This is a genomic window from Paraburkholderia sp. 31.1 (assembly GCF_014397645.1).
Taxonomy (GTDB): Bacteria; Pseudomonadota; Gammaproteobacteria; order Burkholderiales; family Burkholderiaceae; genus Paraburkholderia; species Paraburkholderia tuberum.
Genome location: NZ_VZQN01000006.1, coordinates 1 through 24254, shown reverse-complemented (window position 1 = coordinate 24254; position 24254 = coordinate 1). Strand labels below are relative to the sequence as shown.

Genomic DNA, 24254 nt, shown 5'->3' with positions numbered 1-24254 from the left:
TTTCCAGATTTTGTTGAGCGGGCAGGTGGCCGGTCCTAGACTGCCAACAAATCAACGATTTCATGGAGACGCAAGCTGTTGTCCGCAGGCGATTTTTCGCCATGGCGACAGCCGGTTCCCGCCGCCGCGCTCCGTGAATATCTCGACCCGGTCACTCTGGTCGACATACGGAGACAACATGCCCCAACCGCTCGACCCGGTGGCCGCGCAAGGCCACAGTGGACCCGTCACCACCGACGTCGCGATCATCGGCGCCGGCCCGGTCGGTTTGATGATCGGCAACTATCTCGGCCTGCAGGGCGTGCGCGTCGTGCTGATCGAAAAGCTCGACGGGATCATCGACTATCCGCGCGCAATCGGCCTCGATGACGAAGCGCTGCGCGTGTTTCAGTCCGTCGGCCTCGCCGATGCATTGCTGCCGCACACGACCCCCGATCACTGGATGCGCTTCGTCACGAGCAACGGTCACTGCTTCGCATCGATCGAGCCGCGCACCGACGAATTCGGCTGGTCGCGCCGCAACGCGTTCATTCAGCCGCTGGCCGATCGCGTGTTGTACGACGGCCTGCAACGCTTCCCGCATGTCGAGGTGCTGTTCGGCCACACGGTCGACTCGTTCACGCAGGACGGCAGCGGCGTCACGATCGAAGCGCAACACGCGCAGAGCGGCCGCCGCACGATCCGCGCGTCATACATGGTCGGTGCGGACGGCGGCAACAGCTTCGTGCGCCGCACCCTCGACGTGCCGTTCGAGGGCCGCACGAAACCGAATCAGTGGATCGTCGTCGACGTGCGCAACGACCCGATCGGCTCGCCGCACGTGTACATGCATTGCGATCCGCGGCGCCCGTATGTGTCGGCCGCGCTGCCGCACGGGATTCGCCGCTTCGAATTCATGGTGATGCCCGGCGAGACCGAGGAAGAGCTGTCGAAGCCGGAGAACATGGCCGCGCTGATCCGCAAGGTCGTCGCCGAGCCGGAGAAGGTCGACTACATCCGCAAGCGCGTCTATACGCACAACGCGCGCCTCGCGAGCAGCTTCCGCGTGAAGCGCGTGCTGCTGGCCGGCGACGCCGCGCACATCATGCCGGTGTGGCAGGGCCAGGGCTACAACAGCGGTATTCGCGACGCGAGCAACCTCGGCTGGAAACTCGCGATGGTGGTCAAGGGGGTCGCCGGCGATGCGCTGCTCGATAGCTACACCGCCGAGCGCCGTTCGCATGCGCGCTCGATGATCCACCTCTCTGAGGTCGCGGGCGACATCTTCGCGCCGACGAGCCGCTTCGGCATCAAGTTTCGCGACGCGTTCGTGCGTACGTTCAACTGGTTCCCGGCGGTCAAGCGCTACTTCGTCGAAATGCGTTTCAAGCCGATGCCACGCTATGAAAGCGGCGTCGTATTGCTGGCGCGCACGCCGCGCAAGCGTGGCTGGCTCGCGCGCGTGCTCGAACGCTCGGGGCATTCGGCGCCGGGCCGCCTGCTCGGTCTGATGAGCGAGAAGCGCGAGTCGCGGCTCGGCCGTCTCGTGTATGGACGCGACCCGCATTGTCATTCGCCGGTCGGCCGCATGTTCATTCAACCGCGCGTGCGCACGGTGAGCGGCGAGGTCGTGCGACTCGACGATGTGCTCGGCAACCGCTTCGCGATCGTCGGCTGGGGCGCGGAACCGACCTTCGGTTTGTCGGAGCAGGCGCGCGCGATCTGGCAGCGGCTCGGCGGCTGCTTCGTGGTCGCGAAGCCGGATACGCAGCTGTCTTTCCATGACGACGTGCCAGAAGACGTCATCGCGATCGGCGATGTGAACACGCGGCTGAAGGACTGGTTCACGCGAGTGCCGGAATCGGTCGTGCTGTTGCGTCCCGATCGTTTCGTCGCGGGCATGGGCTCGCCGCAGCAGGTGTCGCAACTCGTCGTCGAACTCGCGCAGCAGCTGCATCTCGACGCGGCGGGGCGGGCCGACGTGGCCGGTTCTCGCAACGAAGCAGCGTTCGCGCCCGATGCCGTCGCCACTTTCGCCACCGCTGCAACCGCCGGAGCCTGATATGCCGATGCTGCTCGAATGCCTATCGCACACGCCGTTGCACGGCTATTACGATCCTGCGCCCGAAGTCGTCACGGAAGTCGAGCGCGTGCATGCGGCAGCGCGTGCGCGCGTCGTCGAGTTCGATCCCGAACTGGTCGTCGTGTTCGCGCCCGATCATTACAACGGTTTCTTCTATGACGTGATGCCGCCGTTTTGCATCGGCGCATCGGCGAGCGCGATCGGCGACTTCAAGAGCCTCGCCGGTCCGCTGGAGGTGCCCGCCGATACCGCGCTCGACCTTGCCGAAGCGGTGCTCGCGAGCGACGTCGACGTCGCCGTCTCGTACCGCATGCAGGTCGATCACGGTTGCGCGCAAGCGCTGGAGATTCTGACGGGCGGCCTCGATCGATATCCGGTCGTGCCGGTATTCATCAATTCGGTGGCAGCGCCGATGGCTTCATGCCGCCGCGCGCGTTTGCTCGGCGATGCGTTGGGTCGAGCGCTCGCACGCTCGAAGCAACGCGTGCTCGTGATCGGCTCGGGCGGCATCTCGCACGAGCCGCCGGTGCCGGAACTCGCGGGCGCGAGCGAGGAAGTCGCCGAGCGTCTGATCGCGGGCCGCAATCCGTCGGCCGAATCGCGTGCGGCGCGGGAGGCGCGCACGATCGCGGCGGCGCGCGCGTTCGCCGCGGGCGACAGCCGTCTGCATCCGCTCAATCCGGAATGGGATCGCGCGTTCCTGAAGCTGCTCGAAGACGGCGAACTCACCGCGCTCGACGGTCTGACCAACCACGCGATCACGCGCGAGGCCGGCAAGTCCGCGCACGAAATCCGCACGTGGATCGCCGCGTTCGGCGCACTGAACGCGAGCGGCCCGTATCGCGCGTCGCTCGATTACTACCGTCCGATCCCCGAATGGATCGCGGGCTTCGGCGCGATGCATGCCCGACCCGTGACTTCCCACGTCTAACCGAATCAGGAACCCGCTATGACCACTCAAAGCAATATAGACGCGCTCGCCCTGCGCCTGCGCGAATCGGAACGTACGCGCGCGACCATCGCGCCGTTGCGCGACGACCGGCGTTTCGTCGACCTGTCGAACCCGGCCGACGCCGAGGAGCTCGCGTACGCGGTGCAGCAGGCCAACGTGGCCGCGCGCATCGCGGCGGGCGAGCGCGTCGTCGGCCGCAAGATCGGACTCACGTCGCCGGCGGTGCAGCGTCAACTCGGTGTCGACCAGCCTGACTTCGGCGCGCTGTTCGCATCGATGGCGTATGGCGACGGCCAGCCGATTCCGCTGGACGAGCTGATCCAGCCGAAGGTCGAAGCGGAGATCGCGCTCGTGCTCGAACACGATCTGCTGCACGAGCGCCACACGTACGCCGATCTGATGCGCGCAACCGCGTATGCGATCGCGGCGATCGAAGTGGTGGACAGCCGCATCGAAGGCTGGAACATCCGTTTCGTCGATACCGTCGCGGACAACGCGTCGAGCGCGCGCTTCGTGCTCGGCAGCCGGCCGGTCCTGCTGCGCGATATCGATCTCGCGGCCTGCGCAATGACGCTATCGAAGGATGCGGAAGTCCTGTCGCGCGGCAATGGTGCCGCGTGTCTCGGCAATCCGCTGAATGCCGCCGCCTGGCTCGCGGATCGCATGGTCCGGCTCGGCACGCCGCTGCGTGCCGGCGACGTGCTGATGACAGGCGCTTTGGGCACGATGGTCGCCGTCAAGGAGCCGGGCACCTACTGCGCGCAGATCGAAGGTCTCGGCAACGTCCGCGCGACTTTTTCCGCATAAAGCATGCACGCGCAAGCACACGATTGGGAACCCATATGGCAAGCGAAAAACTGAAGGCCGCGATCGTCGGCTCCGGCAACATCGGCACCGATCTGATGATCAAGATCCTGCGTCACGGCAAGCATCTCGAAGTCGCGGCGATGGTCGGCATCGATCCGAACTCCGACGGCCTCGCGCGCGCCGCGCGGCTTGGCGTCGCGACCACGCATGATGGTGTCGAAGGTCTGACTCGTCTACCCGTGTTCAACGACATCGACTTCGTGTTCGACGCGACCTCGGCCGGCGCACACGTCAAGAACGATGCGCTGTTGCGAAAGCTGAAGCCCTCGATTCGCGTGATCGATCTGACGCCGGCGGCGATCGGCCCGTACTGCGTGCCGGTCGTCAATCTGGACACGCATCTCGACGCGCCGAACGTGAACATGGTCACGTGCGGCGGACAGGCGACCATTCCGATGGTCGCGGCCGTGTCGCGCGTCGCGAAGGTGCATTACGCGGAGATCGTCGCGTCGATCAGCAGCAAGTCAGCGGGCCCAGGCACGCGCGCGAACATCGATGAATTCACCGAGACCACGTCGAAGGCGATCGAAGTGGTCGGCGGCGCCGCGAAGGGCAAGGCGATCATCGTGCTCAACCCGGCCGAGCCGCCGGTGATGATGCGCGACACGGTCTATACGCTGTCGGAGCTGGCCGACCTCGACAAGGTCGAGCAGTCGATCGAGCAGATGGCCGCCGCGGTGCAGGCGTACGTGCCGGGCTATCGCCTGAAGCAGAAGGTGCAGTTCGACGAAATCAGCGCGAGCGCGCCGCTGAACATTCCGGGCCTCGGCAAGTTCAGCGGTCTGAAGACCTCGGTCTTCATCGAGGTGGAAGGCGCCGCGCACTATCTGCCTGCGTATGCGGGCAATCTCGACATCATGACTTCGGCCGCGCTCGCGACCGCGGAGCGCATGGCGCAGGCGCTCGTGCAGGCATCAGAGGCTTAAGGAGACTTCCCGCATGGACAAGAAACTGTATATCTCCGACGTGACGCTGCGCGACGGCAGCCACGCCATTCGTCACCAGTACTCGATCCAGAACGTGCAGGACATCGCACGCGCATTGGACCGCGCAAAGGTGGACAGCATCGAAGTTGCCCACGGCGATGGCCTGCAGGGTTCGAGCTTCAACTACGGCTTCGGCGCGCACAGCGACCTCGAATGGATCGAAGCGGTGGCTGACGTGGTCGAGCACGCTCAGATCGCGACCCTGCTGCTGCCTGGCATTGGCACGATCCACGATCTGAAGGCCGCCTACAACGCGGGCGCTCGCGTGGTGCGCGTCGCCACGCATTGCACCGAAGCCGATATCTCGAAGCAACACATCGAATACGCGCGCGAACTCGGCATGGACACCGTCGGCTTCCTGATGATGAGCCACATGACTACGCCGGAGAACCTCGCCATCGAAGCGAAGAAGATGGAGAGCTACGGCGCGACCTGCATCTATGTGGTCGACTCGGGCGGCGCGCTGACGATGAACGACGTGCGCGACCGCTTCCGCGCGGTGAAGGCGGTGCTGAAACCCGAAACGCAGACGGGCATGCACGCGCACCACAACCTGTCGCTGGGGGTGGCCAACTCGATGGTCGCGGTCGAAGAGGGCTGCGACCGTATCGATGCATCGCTCGCGGGCATGGGCGCCGGCGCGGGCAACGCGCCGCTCGAAGTGTTCATCGCGGCGGCCGAGCGCATGGGCTGGAATCACGGCACCGACCTCTACACGCTGATGGACGCCGCCGACGACATCGTGCGTCCGCTGCAGGACCGGCCGGTGCGCGTCGATCGCGAAACGCTCGCGCTCGGCTATGCGGGGGTGTATTCGAGCTTCCTGCGCCACTCGGAAGTGGCCGCGAAGAAATACGGCCTGAAGACCGTGGACATTCTCGTCGAGCTGGGCAAACGCCGCATGGTCGGCGGCCAGGAAGACATGATCGTCGACGTCGCACTGGATCTGAAGCGCGCGCACGCAACCGACGCTGTGGCTTCATGACCCGGACGCTGCGCGACGGCGCCGCATGCCGCGCGCGCAGCGTTCATTTCATCCAGCAAGGTCGCCGCAAGAGCGACGCTGACTCAACATTGGAGACTTTTATGCGGCAGTCAACGCAAGCAACGCAAACAACACAGTCGACAAAAACTCTTGCCGGCGGCGCGCTGACGATCGGGCTCTGCCTGATCGTCGCGCTGCTCGAAGGCGTGGACCTGCAATCGACCGGCCTCGCGGCACCGCGCATGGCGCGTGAATTTCATCTCGCGGTCGCGCAGATGGGCTGGGCGTTCAGCATCGGCGCGTTCGGGCTGCTGCCAGGAGCCGCGATCGGCGGACGTCTCGCCGACCGGCTCGGGCGCAAGCGCGTGCTGATGTGGTCGGTCGCGCTATTCGGCATCTTCTCGCTCGCGACCGCGCAGGTGTGGGACCTGAACAGCCTGCTCGCCGCACGCTTTCTGACCGGCCTCGGTCTTGGCGCAGCGATGCCGAATCTGATCGCGCTGTGCTCGGAAGCGGCGCCGCCCCATCAGCGCAACACCGCGGTCGGCGCCATGTATTGCGGCATGCCGTTCGGCGCGGCGCTCGCGGCGGTGGTCGGCATCATCAGCCCGGGCGACGCGGGCTGGCGGCATATCTTCTACGTCGGCGGCTTCGGGCCGTTGCTGGTGCTGCCGCTGCTTGCGCTGTTCCTGCGCGAGTCGGCGCAGTTCGTCGCGGCGCGTGCAACCAAAGGCGCGCGACGCGATGCGTCGGCGAGCGTGACGCACGCGCTGTGGCAGGAAGGGCGCGCGGGCACGACGATCGCGTTGTGGATCAGCTATCTCGGCACGCTGATCGTGCTGTATTTCCTGATCAACTGGCTGCCGTCGCTCGTCTTGACGCGCGGTCTGACGCGCGTGCAGTCCGGTGTCGTACAGATGATGTTCAACATCGGCGGCGGCATCGGCGCGATCGTGATCGCCGGCATGATGGACCGGATGGGCCGGCGCCGCACGGTCGCGGGCATGTATGTCGGCATCGTCGTTGCGCTTGGCGCGTTGCTGAACGCGAATGGCGGCACGTCGATGGCGTGGGGCGGTCTGCTCGCGGGGCTGTTCCTGGTCGGCGGCCAGTCGGTGTTGTATGCGCTGGCAAGCAGCCTGTACCCGACCGAAGTGCGTGGCACCGGCGTCGGCGCGGCCGTGGCGGTGGGCCGTCTCGGCTCGATCCTCGGACCGTTGATCGCGGGGGCAACTGCTCGCGATCGGTCAGGGTGCGAGCGTGCTGCTCGGCGCGAGCATTCCGCTGATCGCGGTCGCCGCGATTGGCGCGTGGCTCGTCGTGAATCGCTCGACACTTCGTTATACCCCGGTGGCCGCGCAATAGCTTGGCAGCCCGAAATACCGCGCGGGTCCGCCGTCAACGGCGACTCGCGGTCACTTAATCCGTGAAACAAAGGAATTCGACATGAGCAACACCAACACGCAAGCAGCGGCGATCACCGAGGAAGCGACCAGCCGATTCGTCCGCATCACCGAAGACGGCCGCGAGATGCAGCTCCACTACAACGACGTGGGGCAGGGTGCGAAAACGGTCGTGATGCTGCACGGCTCGGGACCGGGCGCGACCGGCTGGGCCAACTTCAATCGGAACGTCGAGCCGCTCGTCGCGGCGGGCTATCGCGTGATCCTGATGGACTGCCTCGGTTGGGGCAAGAGCGACCCGATCGTCTGCAAGGGCTCGCGCTCGGAACTGAACGCGCGCTGCCTGAAGGCGCTGCTCGATGCGCTCGATATCGAACGCGCGCATATCATCGGCAACTCGATGGGTGGACATAGCGCGGTCGCGTTCGCGCTCGCCGAGCCGCAACGCGTCGGCAAGCTCGTGCTGATGGGCGGCGGCACCGGCGGCCCGAGCCAGTTCGTGCCGATGCCGACCGAAGGCATCAAGCTGCTGCAAGGGCTGTACCGCAACCCGACCATCGAGAACCTGCAGCGCATGATGAGCGTCTTCGTGTTCGACACGAAGGCGTTGACCGAAGACCTGATGCAAGCGCGCCTCGCGAACATGCTGGCGCGCCGCGATCACCTCGAGAACTTCGTCGCGAGCCTCGCCGCGAATCCGAAGCAGTTCAACGACTACGGGCCGCGCCTTGGCGAAGTAACCGCGCCGACGCTCGTGATCTGGGGCCGCGACGATCGTTTCGTGCCGATGGACATCGGCCTGCGGCTCGTTGCCGGGATGCCGAACGCCGATCTGCATGTGTTCGGCCGCTGCGGGCATTGGGCGCAGTGGGAGCATGCGGACAAGTTCAACCGGATGGTGGGGGAGTTCCTGGGACGCGGGCATTAAGCAGGGTTGTCGTTGTGGGCGACTGGTGCGTCGTTGCGGCGGCGGGCTGGTTGCCTCGTTTAGGTTTGGGTTCTTTTCTTCGCCGACTAACAGGCGATTTCAAGGTCCAAATGTAGAGTCAATGTAGATACGGGCGACTTGCTGTTTTCGCTGTGAGTATCTACAATGGATATACATTTGGAGCTGGGATATGGAACTCAAGATTCAGAAGTGGGGCAACAGCGCTGCGGTACGGTTGCCGGCCGTGTTGTTGGAGCAAATTCATGCGTCGGTGGGCAGCTCGCTGAACGCGGACGTGCGCCCCGAGGGGGTGTTGCTTACGCCTGCGCGTCGCAAGTATTCACTGGATGAACTCGTCGCGCAGTGCGATCCGAAGGCGCCACCGCCAGCCGATCTCGACGTCTGGAGTGAAGTCAAGCCGGCGGGGCGCGAAGCATGGTAAGGCGCATCAAGTTCGAGCGCGGCGATATCGTGCGCGTGAGCCTGAATCCGACGCTTGGCAAGGAGCGGCAAGGCGATTTCCGTCCCGCGCTGGTTTTGTCGCCTGCCGCATTCAATGCTCTTGGGGTCGCGCTCGTTGCGCCGATCACGCAGGGGGGAGAGTTCGCTCGATACGCTGGATTCGCGGTACCGCTCTCGGGTTCGGGAACAGAGACTCAGGGGGTGGCTCTGGTGAATATGGTGCGCACTCTGGACCTCGAGGCCCGCGGCGCACGCAAAGTCGAGCGCGCTCCGGCCGAGGTAGTCGAGGACGCGCTCGCCCGACTTCAAACGATTCTGGAATGACGGGAAAGACGATACGAACTAAACCAATCCGCGGCGAGCGACCCCATCACTGCGCCGCCGGCATCCGAGTCACACTCTTCGGCACCCGCCCATCACTACCCGCGGCGTCGTCCGCTGGAGGGCAGCAGTCACGGCTCGGTGGCGGCATTTGCGGCTCGTCAATGCGACCAATTCGCATTCATCCAAAATAATATTCCTCAAGTCATCTATAAGATATCTGTCTTAAGACCGGGGTAATCGGCGGCAAACCCTTGCCAGTCCTGGATCGACCCGTTTGGGTAGGGTCTCGCGACCTGTTTGTCTAGTCACATTTAGTGGAAAACGCGCATATACTCTCGGTCGTATCGCAAAACGAAGGTCGCGGGGTTGCGTCGTGCCGAACTGACGCCGTCAGCCGTCGCGTCACGGTTTGCGCTGGCTTCGACTGCCAACGCTCTGTCTATCACTTCCTAGCAAAGCATTAATCATGTCCACACCGCCGAAGATCATCTACACCCTGACCGACGAAGCGCCCGCACTGGCGACGTACTCGCTGCTGCCGATCGTCAAGGCGTTCACGCGCTCGTCCGACGTGCTCGTCGAAACGCGCGACATCTCGCTCGCCGGCCGGATCATTGCCGCATTTCCGGACTACCTGAGCGCGGAGCAGAAGGCTTCCGACGATCTGGCGGAGCTCGGTAGACTCACCATGCGCCCGGAAGCGAACATCATCAAGCTGCCGAACATCAGCGCGTCGGTGCCGCAGTTGAAGGCCTCGATCGCCGAGCTGCGCGACCAGGGCTATAAGCTGCCGTCGTACCCGGACGTCGCGACGACCGACGCCGAGAAGGACGTCAAGGCCCGCTACGACAAGATCAAGGGCAGCGCGGTGAACCCGGTGCTGCGCGAAGGCAATTCGGACCGCCGCGCGCCGTTGTCGGTGAAGAACTACGCGCGCAAGCATCCGCACAAGATGGGCGCATGGCGCGCGGACTCGAAGTCGCACGTCTCGCACATGAGCGATGGCGATTTCTACGGCAGCGAGAAGTCGGCGCTGGTCGCCCAGGCCGGTAGCGTGAAGATCGAACTGGCCGCCGCCGACGGCACGATCACGGTCCTGAAGGCGAAGACGCCGGTGCAGGCAGGCGAAATCATCGACGCGTCGGTGCTGAGCAAGAACGCGCTGCGCAGCTTCATCGAAGCGCAGATCGCCGAGGCGAAGGCGAACGGCGTGCTGTTCTCGGTGCACCTGAAGGCCACGATGATGAAGGTCTCGGACCCGATCATCTTCGGTCACGTGGTGTCGGTGTTCTACAAGGACGTGCTCGCGAAGCATGCGGAAGCGCTGGCCAAGGTCGGCTTCAACCCGAACAACGGTATCGGCGACCTGTACGCGCGTCTGAAGGATCTGCCGGCTGAGACGGCCGCGGCGATCGAAGCCGACATCAAGGCGCAGTACGAACAGCGTCCGCCGCTCGCGATGGTCAACTCGGACAAGGGCATCACGAGCCTGCACGTGCCGAGCGACGTGATCGTCGATGCATCGATGCCGGCGATGATCCGCGAGTCGGGCAAGATGTGGGGCGCCGATGGCGCGCTGCACGACGCGAAGGCGGTGATTCCGGACCGTTGCTACGCCGGTGTGTACCAGGCGGTGATCGAAGACTGCAAGAAGCACGGTGCGTTCGACCCGGTCACGATGGGTACGGTGCCGAACGTCGGGCTGATGGCACAAGCCGCCGAAGAATACGGTTCACACGACAAGACGTTCCAGATCCCGGCGAACGGCGTGGTCCGCGTCACCGACGAAGCCGGCGCGGTGCTGCTCGAGCAGCCGGTGGAACAGGGCGACATCTTCCGTATGTGCCAGACCAAGGACGCGCCGGTCCGCGACTGGGTCAAACTCGCGGTGAACCGCGCCCGCGCTTCCAACACGCCGGCCGTATTCTGGCTCGACGCGGCGCGCGCGCACGATGCGCAGATCATCAGGAAGGTCGAGCAGTACCTGAAGGATCACGACACGAACGGTCTCGACATCCGCGTGATGACGCCGGTCGAAGCGACGAAGTTCTCGGTCGAGCGCATCCGCGCCGGCAAGGACACGATCTCGGTCACCGGCAACGTGCTGCGCGACTACCTGACCGACCTGTTCCCGATCATGGAACTGGGCACCAGCGCGAAGATGCTGTCGATCGTTCCGCTGATGGCGGGTGGGGGCATGTTCGAAACCGGCGCGGGCGGTTCGGCGCCGAAGCACGTGCAGCAGCTGGTCGAGGAAGGCTTCCTGCGCTGGGATTCGCTCGGTGAATTCCTCGCGCTGGCGGCATCGCTCGAGCATCTGGGCACCGCGTATCACAACCCGAAGGCGCAGATTCTTGCGAAGACGCTCGATCAGGCGACCGGCAAGTTCCTCGACAACGACAAGTCGCCGGCGCGCAAGGTCGGCGGTATCGACAATCGCGGCAGCCACTTCTACCTCGCGATGTACTGGGCCGAAGCACTGGCCGCGCAAACCGACGATGCCGCGCTGCAGGCGCAGTTCGCCGGCGTCGCGAAGGCGATGGCCGACAACGAGGCGAAGATCGTCGCGGAACTCGGCGCGGCGCAGGGCAAGCCGGCGGATATCGGCGGCTACTACCGCCCGAACGTCGAGCTGACTAGCAAGGCGATGCGCCCGAGCGCGACGCTGAACGCAATCGTCGATTCGGTGGCTTGAGTTCGCGCGGGCGACTGATGCGGTAAGCGCCGCGGCCGCACCTGCGCTGGCCCCGAAAGCCGCACGGTAAGCACGCGCAGCACAACCGCGGACAAAGCCGCAAGCAGGATCGCAAATACGACAATGGCGCCTTCGGGCGCCATTGTCGTTTCTACTGTCACTGCTACGTCGCCGTCGGTCATACCGGTCCTTATACGTGAACGATTTCCCAATCGGCGAGCTTCTCCGGAATTTCGAGCGTCGACGTGTCGAGCTCCGACAGATGCTCGCAGCTCAGACCGCGCGCGAGGTCGTCGGCGGCCTGTTGCGGGCTCGGGAATTCTCCGAGCGTTTCGTTGCCGTAGGTGGCTTCCCAGCCGTCCTGACCCGGCAGAATGTAGAACGCTCCCTGCGTCGAACCAAAGCGAAAGCCTTTCATTTTTAGTCTCCCAGTTGCCAATAAAAAAAGCCGCGATTCGTGACGGCTTCTTCGCAATCTGCGGGATTTGGGTGGCCGTGTCGTGAGGCCCCTCGAATCCGACTGCGTGAAGCGCGTGCTCTTGTGAAAGAGTCTACGTCAGCGAATCGGCGGGCAATTGGGCGTCGAACCGGTCTTTATATTAAAAATATCCGTGTAAAAACAAAGGCTTGTGCGATCCGTTTTGCGATGTGCAACGCCGCCGGGCATCGTGAAATGGCCGCTTTGTGCCCCGCAACATGATTTTTTACGACGCGCGGCATCGTTTCGTATCGTGAAAATTAGGGGCTGCGCGCGACGCGCAAAACGACGCTGTGCGACCCTATGACGCGCCGAGCCGTTCGATCAGCATCGCGACGAAGGTCTCGGTCACCGGCGGCAAGGTTCGGCCGCGCTTTTTGATCAGCGCGATGCGCCGCGTGAACGCGGCTTCGTCGATCGGTCGCGCGACCAGCTCGGGCTCCGCGCGCACCTCGCGCGCCGACGCCGGCAGGATCGTGATGCCGAGCCCGGCGCGCGCCATCGCGACCGCGCTCATCATGTAGGTCGGTTCGCAGGCGATGCGCGGCTCACATTGCGCGTCGGCGAACGCGCTGTCGACGACCGCTCGCACGCTCGTGCCCTGCGCGGTCAGCACGAGCGGCTCGCTGGCGAGATCGGCGAGCGTGACGGGCCGGCGCCGCCGCGCGAGCGCGTGCTGCTTCGGCAGCACGGCGACGAGCCGGTCGATGCCCGCATGCAGTACCTCGAGCCCGCTGTCGTTCAGCTCGCCGCCCGTCAGCCCGATATCGGCTTCCTCGTTGCGCACCAACGTGTTGACCATGCTCGCGACGACATCGCGCACCTCGAAGCCGACGCGCGGCACGGCTTTTCTCAGCGCCTGCACGAGCTCGGGCAGTACGCTCGCCGCGAAGGTCGGCAGACACGCGATGCGCACCGTGCCGCTCCCGCCTTCGCCGAGCGCGCGCGCATCGAGCAGCACGTGCTCCATGTCGTGCAGCGATTTCTGCAGCACGGGCAGCAGCTCGCGGCCGGTCGGCGTCAGGGCGACGTTGCGGCTGTTGCGATCGAACAGGCGCAGGCCGACCGTTTCCTCGAGCCGGCGAATCTGCACCGTCAACGCCGGTTGCGACAGATGCAGCCGCGCGGCCGCACGCGTGAAGCTGCCCGTTTGCGCGACCGCGATAAACGCGCGGATGTCCCGGAGATTCAGATCCATGATGATTTGTGATTGCTGCAATCAATTCATTTCAATTGCTTTATTGCTGCCCCGAACTTACGCTCGATCACACTAAAAAACAACCTGGAGACAAGCTCATGCTGCCATTGCTGGGGCTGGCTACCATCGTCGTGCTGCTCGGCGCGATCCTGTCCAAACGCATGTCGCCGCTCGTCGCGCTGATCATCGTGCCGCTCGCGGCCTCGCTGCTCGGCGGCTTCGGCTTGCAGACGAGCAAGTTCGTCGTCGATGGCCTCAAGAGCCTCGCGCCCGTCGTCTGCATGTTCGTCTTCGCGATCCTGTACTTCGGCACGATCACCGACGCCGGTACGCTCGACCCGATCATCGAGCGCATCCTGCGCGCGGTCGGCACACGGCCCACGCGCATCGTGATGGGCACCACGCTGCTCGCGCTGCTGATCCACCTCGACGGCTCCGGCGCCGTCTGCTTCCTCGTCACCATTCCGGCGATGCTGCCGCTCTACGACCGCCTGAAGATGGACCGGCGCGTGCTCGCCGCGGCGGTATCGATGGCGGCCGGCATCAATTTCCTGCCATGGACGGGGCCGATGATTCGCGCGTCCGCGTCGCTGCATCTGCCGATCTCGGCGTTGTTCAATCCGCTTATTCCGGTGCAGGCGATCGGCCTCGTATTTGTGTTCTCGATGGCGTACTGGCTCGGGCGGCGCGAGGAAAAGCGCCTCGGTCTCAACGCTGCGAGCGGTTCCGTGCCGATGCCCCAACGCGAACTGACGCCGGAACAACAGGCGCTGCGCCGCCCGCGAAACTTCTGGTTCAACATCGTGCTGACGCTCGTCGTGCTCGGCACGATGGTCGTGATGGGCGAGAAGATTCCGCCGGCGATCATGTTCATGGTGGGCCTGTGCATCGCATTGATGGTCAACTATCCGAATGTGGACATGCAGCGCAAACGGATCGACGCGCATGCGCGCGCCGCGCTGATGATGGCCGGCATCCTGCTCGCGGCCGGCGTGTTCACCGGCGTGATGCAGGGCAGCGGCATGCTGAAGGCGATGGCGCAGGCGGCCGTCGGCTTCGTGCCGCCGGCGATGGCGAGTCATATTCCGATCGTGCTCGGCCTGCTGTCGATGCCGCTCAGCATGCTGTTCGATCCCGATTCGTTTTATTTCGGTGTACTGCCGGTGATCGCCGAAGTGGCCGGCCAGCTCGGGGTGCCCGCGGTGCACGTCGGTCAGGCCGCGTTGCTTGGACAAATGACCACCGGTTTTCCGGTCAGTCCGCTCACGCCCGCGACGTTCCTCGTGGTCGGGCTGTGCGGTATCGATCTGGCCGATCATCAACGATTCACGTTTCCCCTGCTGTTCGGCGCGTCGGTCGTGATGACGATCGCGTGCGTCGTGCTCGGGATCTTTCCACTGTGAGCTTCACTGAAGGAACGGGAGCACCATGACAGCCACTGAACCTCGACGCGTCGTGCGCATCGGCGCGGGCGCGGGCTATTCGGGCGACCGCATCGAACCCGCGCTCGAACTCGCGGAACACGGCCAGCTCGACTATCTCGTGTTCGAATGCCTCGCCGAACGCACGATCGCGATCGCGCAGCAGGCGCGCAGCAAGGACCCGGAACTCGGCTACGACCCGCTGCTCGAAGCGCGCATGCGCGCGGTGCTGCCCGTCGCGGCGCGCAACGGCGTGCGTATCGTGTCGAACATGGGCGCGGCCAATCCGCTCGCGGCAGCGCGCCGGACCGCGCAGATCGCGCGCGAGTTGGGTCTCGGCGGCCTGAGGATTGCCGCAGTCACCGGCGACGACGTGCTCGACGTCGTGCGCGCGGGCGACTTCCATTTCGTCGAATCGGGCGAGGCGGTGGCCGCGTACGCGGACCGGCTGATATCGGCCAATGCGTACCTCGGCGCGAGCGGCATCGTCGAGGCGCTCGCGGCCGGCGCGCAGATCGTGCTGACCGGGCGCGCCGCTGATCCGTCGCTGTTCGTCGCGCCGCTGATCCACGAATTCGGCTGGCGCATGGACGACTGGCCGATGCTCGGCCAGGCGACGGTAATCGGCCATCTGCTCGAATGCGCGGGGCAGATCACCGGCGGCTATTTCGCGGACCCCGGTTTCAAGGACGTGCCGAATCTCGCGCGGCTCGGCTTTCCGATCGCCGAAGTTGCGCGGGACGGTTCAGTGGTGATCACGAAGCTCGCGCAAAGTGGCGGGCTCGTGACCGAGGCGACCTGCAAGGAGCAGTTGCTCTACGAGATCCACGATCCGCGTCGTTATCTGCAGCCCGACGTGGTCGCCGATTTCTCGCAGGTGCGCGTCGAGCAGGAAGCCGTGGACCGTGTGCGCGTCACCGGCGGTGGCGGCACGGAGCGCACCGCGACGTTGAAAGTGTCGGTTGCGTATTTCGACGGCTATATCGGCGAGGGGCAGATTTCGTACGGCGGACCCGGCGCGCTTGCGCGGGCGCGGCTCGCGCTCGATATCGTGCGCGAGCGTCTCGCGCTGAGCGGCGTGCAGACGCGCGAGTTGCGCTTCGATCTGATCGGCGTGAACGCACTGCATGGTGACGCGGTGGCGGCCGGTCATGGCGAGCCGTACGAAGTGCGCGCCCGGGTGGCGGGACGCACGGCGTCGTTCGCGCAGGCGCTGCGCATCGGCAACGAGGTCGAGACGCTGTACACGAACGGACCGGCGGGCGGCGGCGGCGTGACGAAGGCGGCGCGCGAGGTGGTCGCGGTGCAATCGGTGCTGCTGCCGCGCGAGTATGCGGCGCCGGCTTTCTCGCTGATGGAGGCTTGAGATGAAACTACGAGAACTGGCCCACTCGCGCACCGGCGACAAGGGCAATACGCTCAATATCTCGGTGATCTGCTACGACGCGCTGCATTACGAGCGGTTGCGCGATGTGCTGACGCCCGAGCGCGTCAAGACGCATCTGCGCGATGTGGTGCGCGGCGAGGTGGTGCGCCATGAGTTGCCGGGCCTTGCCGCATTCAACTTCGTGCTCGGCGACGCGCTCGGCGGCGGCGTTACGCGTTCGCTCGCGCTCGACGCGCATGGCAAATCGCTGAGCTCGGCGTTAATGGATCTCGACGTGGGGCAGTGAGGGCATTGCCGGCGGCGTGTCGTGTTGCGGGGCGGCCGCTCAGCCCCGCATGTGATCACACGCCAGCCTTCGTCAGGTCATGCGCGCGGCGCAGTCGCTCGCGGCTGTTGCTCAGATGCATGCGCATCGCGGCGCGCGCGTCGTCGGCATCCTGACGCTCGATCGCGCGATAGATCATCAGATGCTCGCCGAGCACGCTGCGCAACACCTCGATATGGTCTAGCTCCGCGATCTCCGCCGAACCGAGCCGGGTGCGCGGGCTGACCGAGCGGCCGAGCTGGCTCAGCACGTCGAAGAAATAGCGGTTGCCGCTCGCGCGCGCGATCTGCAAATGGAACTCGATGTCGTGTGCGAGCGTGTCGGTGCTGCCGCGCTCGAGCTCCGACTCGAATCGATCGAGCGCAGTGCGGATCTGCTTCAGGTTCCGCTCGGTGCGCCGCGATGCCGCGAGCGCGGCCGCGGCCGCTTCGACGTCGATCCGGAACTCGATGATCGCCATCACGTCGAGCATGCTGGTGAGATCGGCGGCGGGAAGCTGCATCGGCTTTTCGGCGGCGGGCGCGAGCACGAACGTGCCAATGCCATGGCGCGTCTCGACGATCCTCTCTGCCTGCAGACGCGAAATCGCCTCGCGGACCACGGAGCGGCTCACGGACAGCTGCTTCATCATCGCGACTTCGGTGGGGATGCGGTCGCCTGGCCTCAGCGCCCCGCGGCGAATCTCATCGGAAAGGGTGGCCACCACCTTTTCAGTTAGGCTGCTCATTTTTGTGGCTGGTTGACTGATCCTGCAAAGTATCGCACAGGACTGTACTCGATTCTGCCGGGTTCGGCGCAAACGCATGGGCTGCTGACGACAGTCTGCAAATTGGAGACATCAGACGTCTTAGTTCGAGGCGGATTCCGGGTTGGTCAACAGGGCTCTGAACCTTTGAAGCTGCCGTTGTTTCGAGGCGATCACGCTGGAACCACAGGGTAAACACCCCATTGGATTTGACAAAAGTAACGCGGTAGACTGTCGTCAGACAACATATCAGGCGTAGAGCAGGGTCTTGCACCCACCGGGTGCGCCGCGCTGCGTTCCACCGGGCCTCGTGGCCGACAGGGAGACACAACTTGACATCAGTTCTGACCACCGCGCTCGACCCGCTGGAATCGGCGGTCGCGAAGGTGAAGCGCAACGTGTTGCCGCTTTTCCTGATCATGTTCATCGCGAACTATATCGACCGCGTGAACATCGGCTTCGTCAACGCGCACATGAAGGCCGATCTCGGCATCGGCGCGGCCGCCTACGGGCTCGGCAGCGGGCTGTTCTTCATCGGCTACGCGCTGTTCGAAGTGCCGTCGAACGTGCTGATGCAGAAGTTCGGCGCGCGCGCCTGGCTCACGCGCATCATGGGCACGTGGGGGCTGGTGGCGGGCGCAATGGCGTTCGTCTGGAACGACACGTCGTTTTACGTGCTGCGGTTCCTGCTCGGCGTCGCCGAGGCGGGCTTCTTTCCCGGCGTCGTCTTTTACTTCACGCAGTGGCTGCCGCAAAAGGAACGCGGCAAGGCGATGGCGATCTTTCTGTCGGGCTCGGCGCTCGCGTCGGTGCTGTCCGGTCCCATCACCGGCTCGCTGCTGTCGATTCGCGGCCTCGGTCTGCAAGGCTGGCAGTGGATGTTCCTGATCGAAGGCGCGTTCTCGATCGCGCTGTGCGTCGTCAGCTGGTTGCTGTTGAAGTCGCGCATCCGCGACGCGCACTGGCTCACGGCCGAAGAACAGCGTGTGCTCGAACAATCGATCGCGGCCGAACAGGGCGAGCGCGAAGCGCAAGGCGGCGCGCATCTGCCGACGGTGAAGCTGCTGAAGGACCCGCAAATCGCGCTGTTCTGCTTCCTGTACTTCGCGATCCAACTGACCATCTACGCGGCCACTTTCTGGCTGCCGACCATCATCCGCAAGATGGGCGGCCTTTCCGACTTCGAGGTCGGCATGTTCAACGCGATTCCGTGGCTGATCTCGATGGTCGCGATGTACGGCTTCGCGGTCGTATCGGCGAAGTGGCGACATCAGCAGGGCTGGCTCGCGGTCGCGCTCGTCATCGCGGCGGTCGGTCTGTTCGCGTCGACGTCGGGCAACCCGGTGTTCTCGTTCGTCGCAATCTGCTTCTCGGCGATCGGCTTCAAGGCGGCGTCGTCGCTGTTCTGGCCGATTCCGCAGGGCTACCTCGATGCGCGCGTCGCCGCCGGCGTGCTCGCGCTGATCAATTCGCTCGGCAACCTCGGCGGCTTCTTCGCGCCGGCCACCTTCGGCTATCTGCAGCAACACACGGGCTCGATCACGGGCGGGTTGTACGGTCTCGGCGTCGCGTCGCTGCTCGCGGCGGCGGCCGGCTTCCTGACGCGCAACAAGCCCGGCAATCGCGAACCGTTGCCCGATTCGTTGCACGGCAACACGCATTGACTACACTGACGGCTCGTATGCGGCCGTCGATTTTTCTGTATTCGAGTTCTCATCCGGTCCGGTCGAACACGCACGCAGCGCGCGGCGGCTTCCGCCGGCCGGCCTACTTCATCACACAGGTGCTTTTCCCATGTCCACCAAACCTACCGAATCGAACGCCACGCCGGTCGTCACCGAACTGCGCGTCGTGCCCGTCGCCGGTCGCGACAGCATGCTGATGAATCTGAGCGGCGCGCATGGTCCGTTCTTCACGCGCAACATCGTGATTCTGCGCGACAGCGCGGGCCATACCGGCGTGGGCGAAGTGCCGGGCGGCGAGAACATCCGCAAGACGATCGACGACGCGCGGCCGTTCGTGGTCGGTCAGTCGATCGGCAATCTGCAGGCGATCCTGAACAAGGTGCGCACGCAGTTCGCCGATCGCGACGCTGGGGGGCGTGGCCTGCAGACCTTCGACCTGCGCACGACGATTCACGCGGTGACCGCGCTCGAAGCCGCGCTGCTCGACCTGCTCGGGCAGCATCTCGGCGTGCCGGTCGCGGCACTGCTCGGCGAAGGCCAGCAGCGCGACGAAGTGGAAATGCTCGGCTACCTGTTCTATATCGGCGATCGCAACAAGACCGATCTGCCGTACGCGAACAACGCCGGCGCGCGTGACGACTGGGAGCGCGTGCGCACCGAGAAAGCGCTGACGCCGGAGACGGTCGTGCGTCTTGCCGAGGCCGCGAAGGCGCGCTATGGCTTCAACGACTTCAAGCTGAAGGGCGGCGTGCTGCCAGGCGACGCCGAGATCGAAGCGGTCACGGCACTCGCCGAGCGCTTCCCCGAAGCGCGCGTGACGCTCGACCCGAACGGCGCATGGTCGCTCGCGGAAGCGGTGCGCTTGTGCCGTGACAAGCACGACGTTCTCGCCTACGCGGAAGATCCATGCGGCGCGGAGAACGGCTATTCGGGCCGCGAAGTGATGGCCGAGTTCCGTCGCGCGACCGGCCTGCCGACGGCGACCAACATGATCGCGACCGACTGGCGTCAGATGGGTCACGCCATCCAGCTGCAATCGGTCGATATTCCGCTCGCCGATCCGCATTTCTGGACCATGCAGGGCTCGGTGCGCGTCGCGCAGATGTGCAACGACTGGGGCCTCACGTGGGGTTCGCATTCGAACAACCACTTCGACATTTCGCTCGCGATGTTCACGCACGTCGCGGCCGCGGCGCCGGGCAAGATCACCGCGATCGATACGCACTGGATCTGGCAGGATGGTCAGTTCCTGACGCACGATCCGCTGCAGATCGTCGGCGGTAAGGTCAAGGTGCCGCAGAAGCCGGGGCTCGGCATCGAACTCGATATGGATGCGCTCGAGAAGGCGCACGCGATGTATCAGCAGCACGGCCTCGGCGCGCGCGACGACGGCATTGCCATGCAATATCTGATTCCGAACTGGAAGTTCGACAACAAGCGGCCGTGTCTCGTGCGTTAAGGACGATTTAACTCAATCAAAAAGCCTGGCGGGCTGCACGAAAGATGCGGTTCACCAGGCTTTTTTGTTTCCTTTTGCATTGCACGGTGCGAGATAGCCGCACCGCGGATGTCGGCGGCCATCATCGGGCCACTTGTCAGCTCTTGCGAAACACCACATGCGAAATCCGCTGCACCAGCAGCGCGGCCGCGAGCGATGCCACCGCCGTCAGCCACACACCGATATGAATCGACTGCACGAGCGCGTCGCGTGCGCTATCGATCAGCGCGAGCGTATTGAGTCCCGAGGCCTTCATATCCGCGATCAACTGTGTGCGCGACGCGTCGTCGATCAGGATGCGCAGATCGACGAAACGCGGCCGCCATTGCGATGAGGCCGGCTCTCCGAGCACGCTCATGGTGCGCGTGACGACATTGCGATAGTGATGCTGCACGACAGTCGCGACGATGCTGGTGCCGAGCATGCCCCCGACCATGCGCGTCGATTGCAATAGCGCGGTCGTGATGCCGAAGCGCTCGCGTCCGGCGATCTCCTGGCCGAACACGTTCAGGTTGTTCAGGATGAAGCCGAGGCCGATGCCGACCGCGCCCATCGGCAGCACGATGCGCCAGTGCGGCGTGTCCGGATTGGCGAACGCGAGCGCGATCGACGCGAACATCAGCAGCGCGAAACCGATCGTCAGAATGCGCGTGGGCTTCTTCATGTGAATCACGATGCGCGTGTTCACCACACTGCCGAGCGCGATGCACGCGGCGATCGGCGTCGCGAGCAGGCCGGCCTGCTGCGGTGAGAGACCGAAGCCGCCTTGCAGCAGCAAAGGCGCGAAGAAGATCAGCGAGAACATCACGAACCCGGACAGCATGCCGAGCGTGAATAGCGTGACGAGTTGCGCGTCCTTGAACAGATCGAGAGGAACGATCGGATGCGTGGCGCGCTTTTCGCACCTGAAGAGTGCGATCGCGCCGGCGATCACGCACGCGCCGAGCACGAGATTGCCCACGGTGAGGCCGTGCTTCGGCACCGCTTCGATAAACGCCTGCAAGCCGCCGAGCACGCCCGCGACGAGCCCCGCGCCGAGCCAGTCGATCTTTACTTCGCCGTCATGCGGCCGCCGGAAATTCGGCAGATGCATCCAGATGAAATAGAGCGCCGCCGCGCCCACCGGCAGATTGACGAGAAACGTCGAGCGCCAGCCGAGGTGCTCGCTCATCCAGCCGCCGAGCGACGGGCCGGCCGCCGTGCCGATGCCGTAGGCCGCGGCCAGCACGACCTGCCAGCGCACGCGGGTGCGCGGGTCGGGGAACAGATCGGGAATCGACGCGAACGCGGTGCCGACCATCATGCCGCCGCCAATGCCTTGCAGTCCGCGCGCGATCGCGAGAAACAGCATGCTGTTGGCGAGGCCGCACAACACGGACGCGACCGTGAACGTGATCACCGCGGCGATCACGAAGCGCTTGCGGCCGAAGTAGTCGCCGAGCCGCCCGAACACCGGCACCGTGACGACCGAGGCGAGCAGGTACGCGCTTGCGATCCACGCAAAATATTCGAAGCCGTGCAGCTCGGCGACGATCGACGGCAGCGCGGTGCTGACGACGGTCTGGTCGAGCGCGACCAGCATGTTGACGAGGCCGATGCCGAGCATCGCGTAAAGCGCGTGGCGAAACGGCAGGGCGGGGGCGGCGGCGGAACTGGCGGGGGCGGTGGAATTCACGGATCGGGCAGAAGGCGGTTCGGGGTGGACGCTGCACGGCGGATCGCGGTCAGGCTGCCGGCGATTGTACGCAAGTTGTCTGACGTCTTGAGGATTATACGGGTTTCCCCTGGTCAAAAGAATTCGTCGCGCGAAATACCACACGGCGCGGGAAAAAGGTGGTGCCCCGGGCACGGCGCCGCACACGGGCCGCGGCGACTCCTGCATCGCCGTCCTCCAGTCGCGGACGCTGGCGCGCGCTTGCATCGTAGGGATGTGCGCGAGCGTACTGGACGGTGCGCACGGGTTCGCCCGAACGTGGTAAGTTCGCTCGCGGAATATCCGATCGATGTGTTCGAGGAGGAACTCATCCTGCGTCACGCCATGGCTTGCCTGCTGAACACAGTCCGCGAAGCCTTGACGATCAGCGTCGGCGTGAGAGCGGCTTGGGGAGGTGGCGCGCTTCTGCTCTATGCGCACGGCGCAGCCGCCGTCACCGACACCGACATCGATACCGGCACGGGCGCCGCCTCAGGAATCAACCCCGGCTTCGTCTCGCTGTATGGCGTGATCGATACGAGCGTCGAAATCACCGACCCCGGTTCGGGCTGGGTCGCGCGCATGGACTCCGGCGCGTATCGCGGCTCGCGGGTCGGGCTGCATGGCGCGGAGCCGCTCGGGGGCGGCAACGCGATCGTGTTCACGCTCGAAAACGGCTTCAGCTCGACCGACGGCAGCTTGCAGGTGCCCGGCTCGATCTTCAATCGTCAGGCATGGATCGGCGCGAGCGGCAGCTGGGGCGAACTGCGCGTCGGCCGTCAGTATTCGCCGATCTATATCCCGTTCAAGGGCGATCTCGACGCGTTCGGCGCCGGCACGATCGCCTCGGGGCTCAACAATCTGTCGAAGATCACGCCGTATGCGAACAACGCGGTTGCGTATCTGTCGCCGCGCATTGCCGGCTTCAGTGCGACGCTGATGATGGCGATGCGCGATCCGTCCGAGGCCGACGGCAACGGCATCGACGGTTATTACGTGAGCGCGTCGTATCGGCTCGACCACCTGCATCTGCTGTACGCGCGCCAGCAGACGCACGGTGCCGGCGCGCTGCGCGCGAACCTCGGCGGCGCGAACTACGCCTTCGGCAAGCTGCGCGTGTGGCTGTCCTTTTTCAACGGCGATGGCGGCACACCGGTCTATCACGGCGCGGGCGGCTCGCTGTCGGCGCAGTACAGTTTTTCGACCAATGCGCGTGCCTCGCTCGGCTATGCGCACGTGCGCGACTACACGACGCCTGGCGGCAGCGCGGACCAGTTCAGCGCGGCATTCGAATACAGCATGTCGCCGACGCTGCTGCTGTATTTCAGCGCCGCCTATCTCGCGAATCACGACGACTCGCGCTTCACGCTGCGCGGCGTCAACGTGACCGGGCTGCCCGTTGCCTATCCGGGCGCGCCGGTCGCGGGCGTCCAATTCGGTGTGATAGAGCGGTTCTAGCGCGAATGGCACTTACTTAAGCCCGTGGAGCGTGCCCATATTTTTGGACGCGCTCACGTGCGATGTGACGAGGCTCTTTCAGCCATGGGTAGGACTTCGGTCTTCGTTTGCGCATTCGTGGTTCGATGCGACCGGGGCGACTCCCAACGCAAGACTGCGTGATCAGGTTGAACAGGAGACTCTGGTTGTGAGTTGCCGTCAGACCTCTGGCCAGCCATTCAGTCCATAACTGCACCGTGTGTTTGAAACTCAGTGTTCTCGGGTCAGTGGCATGGTGACTGGCGGCCTGAGCCATCAGCAGCCGAATCACGTTGTAGGCCAGCAGATGGACCCAGATCTCCTTTTCGTTCATGTGGGCAGTCTGGCAATGCAGCACATCCATGCCCATCGTCGTCTTGATGTTACGTAGATCCAGTTCCACGTTCCAGCGCCTGGCGTACAACTGCGAGAGGTCCTGTTTGCTGGTCTTGCGTGCATCAAGCATCGTGGTGACCAGCACCCGGTGATGCAGCCTGGACTCGCGCACCATCAGTTCATCGGGGAAGGCCTGGTACTGCTCATGCGTCATCCAGTCGGGACGCTGCCGGGGTTTGGGCCACGTCACAATGTGATCGCGCGTGCCCAGGGACCGGCCTCGCCGAAAGTCGGTGCGGCGTGCCCCATGCTGTTCCATCACGACGTCCACCCCGGCGGCGATCATTG

20 protein-coding genes and 1 pseudogene are annotated in these 24254 nt (G+C 64.8%); 16 read left to right on the top strand and 5 right to left on the bottom strand.

The window, feature by feature from the left end; translation table 11 throughout:
• The first annotated feature begins 178 nt into the window (after positions 1–178).
• From F6X37_RS05360 to F6X37_RS05315, 10 genes and pseudogenes are all read left to right on the top strand, one after another.
• On the top strand, positions 179–2041 hold the full coding sequence (locus F6X37_RS05360; protein ID WP_187610574.1) for a bifunctional 3-(3-hydroxy-phenyl)propionate/3-hydroxycinnamic acid hydroxylase: 1863 nt from the start codon (positions 179–181) through the stop codon (positions 2039–2041).
• Position 2042: 1 nt separating this feature from the next.
• Positions 2043–2993 (top strand): 3-carboxyethylcatechol 2,3-dioxygenase, encoded by a 951-nt coding sequence (locus F6X37_RS05355; protein WP_187610573.1) that lies wholly within the window; start codon positions 2043–2045, stop codon positions 2991–2993.
• A gap of 18 nt (positions 2994–3011) precedes the next feature.
• On the top strand, positions 3012–3821 hold the full coding sequence (locus tag F6X37_RS05350; protein WP_187610572.1) for a 2-keto-4-pentenoate hydratase: 810 nt from the start codon (positions 3012–3014) through the stop codon (positions 3819–3821).
• Between the two features lie 35 nt (positions 3822–3856).
• On the top strand, positions 3857–4807 hold the full coding sequence (locus tag F6X37_RS05345; protein WP_187610571.1) for an acetaldehyde dehydrogenase (acetylating): 951 nt from the start codon (positions 3857–3859) through the stop codon (positions 4805–4807).
• A 13-nt stretch (positions 4808–4820) separates the two neighbouring features.
• Positions 4821–5852 (top strand): 4-hydroxy-2-oxovalerate aldolase, encoded by a 1032-nt coding sequence (gene dmpG, locus F6X37_RS05340; protein ID WP_187610570.1) that lies wholly within the window; start codon positions 4821–4823, stop codon positions 5850–5852.
• 101 nt (positions 5853–5953) lie between these two features.
• Positions 5954–7217 (top strand): annotated as a pseudogene (gene mhpT, locus F6X37_RS05335) (3-(3-hydroxy-phenyl)propionate transporter MhpT).
• An 81-nt stretch (positions 7218–7298) separates the two neighbouring features.
• The gene (locus F6X37_RS05330; RefSeq protein ID WP_187610569.1) at positions 7299–8183 is read left to right on the top strand and encodes an alpha/beta fold hydrolase; all 885 of its coding nucleotides are present in this window, start codon (positions 7299–7301) and stop codon (positions 8181–8183) included.
• A 190-nt stretch (positions 8184–8373) separates the two neighbouring features.
• Positions 8374–8625, top strand: a complete 252-nt coding sequence (locus F6X37_RS05325; protein WP_184073637.1) for an AbrB/MazE/SpoVT family DNA-binding domain-containing protein — start codon at positions 8374–8376, stop codon at positions 8623–8625.
• Positions 8619–8969, top strand: a complete 351-nt coding sequence (locus tag F6X37_RS05320; protein ID WP_187610568.1) for a type II toxin-antitoxin system ChpB family toxin — start codon at positions 8619–8621, stop codon at positions 8967–8969. Before F6X37_RS05325 ends, F6X37_RS05320 begins: the two co-directional genes overlap by 7 nt.
• Before the next feature lie 466 nt (positions 8970–9435).
• A complete protein-coding gene (locus F6X37_RS05315) occupies positions 9436–11664 on the top strand; it encodes an NADP-dependent isocitrate dehydrogenase (RefSeq protein ID WP_187610567.1) in 2229 nt (742 codons plus the stop codon).
• A 190-nt stretch (positions 11665–11854) separates the two neighbouring features.
• Here the strand turns inward: F6X37_RS05315 and F6X37_RS05310 are convergent, their stop codons facing one another.
• Both F6X37_RS05310 and F6X37_RS05305 read right to left on the bottom strand, forming a co-directional pair.
• Positions 11855–12082, bottom strand: a complete 228-nt coding sequence (locus tag F6X37_RS05310) for a hypothetical protein (protein ID WP_187610566.1) — start codon at positions 12080–12082, stop codon at positions 11855–11857.
• 361 nt (positions 12083–12443) lie between these two features.
• Positions 12444–13340 (bottom strand): LysR family transcriptional regulator, encoded by an 897-nt coding sequence (locus tag F6X37_RS05305; RefSeq protein ID WP_187610565.1) that lies wholly within the window; start codon positions 13338–13340, stop codon positions 12444–12446.
• Positions 13341–13438: 98 nt separating this feature from the next.
• Between F6X37_RS05305 and F6X37_RS05300 the strand changes: the two genes are divergently transcribed.
• The 3 genes from F6X37_RS05300 to F6X37_RS05290 are packed head-to-tail and all read left to right on the top strand — an operon-like array spanning position 13439 to position 16434.
• The gene (locus tag F6X37_RS05300; protein WP_187610564.1) at positions 13439–14743 is read left to right on the top strand and encodes a CitMHS family transporter; all 1305 of its coding nucleotides are present in this window, start codon (positions 13439–13441) and stop codon (positions 14741–14743) included.
• A gap of 25 nt (positions 14744–14768) precedes the next feature.
• On the top strand, positions 14769–16127 hold the full coding sequence (locus F6X37_RS05295; protein ID WP_187610563.1) for an acyclic terpene utilization AtuA family protein: 1359 nt from the start codon (positions 14769–14771) through the stop codon (positions 16125–16127).
• A gap of 1 nt (position 16128) precedes the next feature.
• Entirely contained in the window at positions 16129–16434 is a 306-nt protein-coding gene (locus tag F6X37_RS05290) for a hypothetical protein (RefSeq protein ID WP_184061648.1), read from the top strand.
• A gap of 55 nt (positions 16435–16489) precedes the next feature.
• Here the strand turns inward: F6X37_RS05290 and F6X37_RS05285 are convergent, their stop codons facing one another.
• Positions 16490–17200 (bottom strand): FadR/GntR family transcriptional regulator, encoded by a 711-nt coding sequence (locus tag F6X37_RS05285; protein ID WP_090807481.1) that lies wholly within the window; start codon positions 17198–17200, stop codon positions 16490–16492.
• Between the two features lie 350 nt (positions 17201–17550).
• Here F6X37_RS05285 and F6X37_RS05280 point away from each other — a divergent pair, with 350 nt between their 5' ends.
• Positions 17551–18882: an MFS transporter gene (locus F6X37_RS05280; RefSeq protein WP_187610562.1), complete on the top strand. Its 1332-nt coding sequence runs from the start codon at positions 17551–17553 to the stop codon at positions 18880–18882.
• Between the two features lie 130 nt (positions 18883–19012).
• Complete coding sequence (gene gudD, locus F6X37_RS05275) at positions 19013–20362, top strand: glucarate dehydratase (protein WP_187610561.1); 1350 nt, start codon at positions 19013–19015, stop codon at positions 20360–20362.
• Between the two features lie 136 nt (positions 20363–20498).
• On the opposite strand, the gene F6X37_RS05270 is transcribed toward gudD, so the two are convergent.
• Positions 20499–22007: an MFS transporter gene (locus F6X37_RS05270; protein ID WP_187610683.1), complete on the bottom strand. Its 1509-nt coding sequence runs from the start codon at positions 22005–22007 to the stop codon at positions 20499–20501.
• A 366-nt stretch (positions 22008–22373) separates the two neighbouring features.
• Between F6X37_RS05270 and F6X37_RS05265 the strand changes: the two genes are divergently transcribed.
• Positions 22374–23552: a porin gene (locus F6X37_RS05265; protein WP_187610560.1), complete on the top strand. Its 1179-nt coding sequence runs from the start codon at positions 22374–22376 to the stop codon at positions 23550–23552.
• A 16-nt stretch (positions 23553–23568) separates the two neighbouring features.
• Here F6X37_RS05265 and F6X37_RS05260 read toward each other — a convergent pair.
• Positions 23569–24254: transposase (locus tag F6X37_RS05260; protein ID WP_187610559.1), on the bottom strand; the 686-nt coding region annotated here is incomplete at its 5' end.

Coding starts and splice junctions, on each gene's coding strand:
- F6X37_RS05360 (WP_187610574.1), top strand. CDS start 179: ATGCCCCAACCGCTCGACCCGGTGGCCGCGCAAGGCCACAGTGGACCC.
- F6X37_RS05355 (WP_187610573.1), top strand. CDS start 2,043: ATGCCGATGCTGCTCGAATGCCTATCGCACACGCCGTTGCACGGCTAT.
- F6X37_RS05350 (WP_187610572.1), top strand. CDS start 3,012: ATGACCACTCAAAGCAATATAGACGCGCTCGCCCTGCGCCTGCGCGAA.
- F6X37_RS05345 (WP_187610571.1), top strand. CDS start 3,857: ATGGCAAGCGAAAAACTGAAGGCCGCGATCGTCGGCTCCGGCAACATC.
- dmpG (WP_187610570.1), top strand. CDS start 4,821: ATGGACAAGAAACTGTATATCTCCGACGTGACGCTGCGCGACGGCAGC.
- F6X37_RS05330 (WP_187610569.1), top strand. CDS start 7,299: ATGAGCAACACCAACACGCAAGCAGCGGCGATCACCGAGGAAGCGACC.
- F6X37_RS05325 (WP_184073637.1), top strand. CDS start 8,374: ATGGAACTCAAGATTCAGAAGTGGGGCAACAGCGCTGCGGTACGGTTG.
- F6X37_RS05320 (WP_187610568.1), top strand. CDS start 8,619: ATGGTAAGGCGCATCAAGTTCGAGCGCGGCGATATCGTGCGCGTGAGC.
- F6X37_RS05315 (WP_187610567.1), top strand. CDS start 9,436: ATGTCCACACCGCCGAAGATCATCTACACCCTGACCGACGAAGCGCCC.
- F6X37_RS05310 (WP_187610566.1), bottom strand. CDS start 12,082: ATGAAAGGCTTTCGCTTTGGTTCGACGCAGGGAGCGTTCTACATTCTG.
- F6X37_RS05305 (WP_187610565.1), bottom strand. CDS start 13,340: ATGGATCTGAATCTCCGGGACATCCGCGCGTTTATCGCGGTCGCGCAA.
- F6X37_RS05300 (WP_187610564.1), top strand. CDS start 13,439: ATGCTGCCATTGCTGGGGCTGGCTACCATCGTCGTGCTGCTCGGCGCG.
- F6X37_RS05295 (WP_187610563.1), top strand. CDS start 14,769: ATGACAGCCACTGAACCTCGACGCGTCGTGCGCATCGGCGCGGGCGCG.
- F6X37_RS05290 (WP_184061648.1), top strand. CDS start 16,129: ATGAAACTACGAGAACTGGCCCACTCGCGCACCGGCGACAAGGGCAAT.
- F6X37_RS05285 (WP_090807481.1), bottom strand. CDS start 17,200: ATGAGCAGCCTAACTGAAAAGGTGGTGGCCACCCTTTCCGATGAGATT.
- gudD (WP_187610561.1), top strand. CDS start 19,013: ATGTCCACCAAACCTACCGAATCGAACGCCACGCCGGTCGTCACCGAA.
- F6X37_RS05270 (WP_187610683.1), bottom strand. CDS start 22,007: ATGCTCGGCATCGGCCTCGTCAACATGCTGGTCGCGCTCGACCAGACC.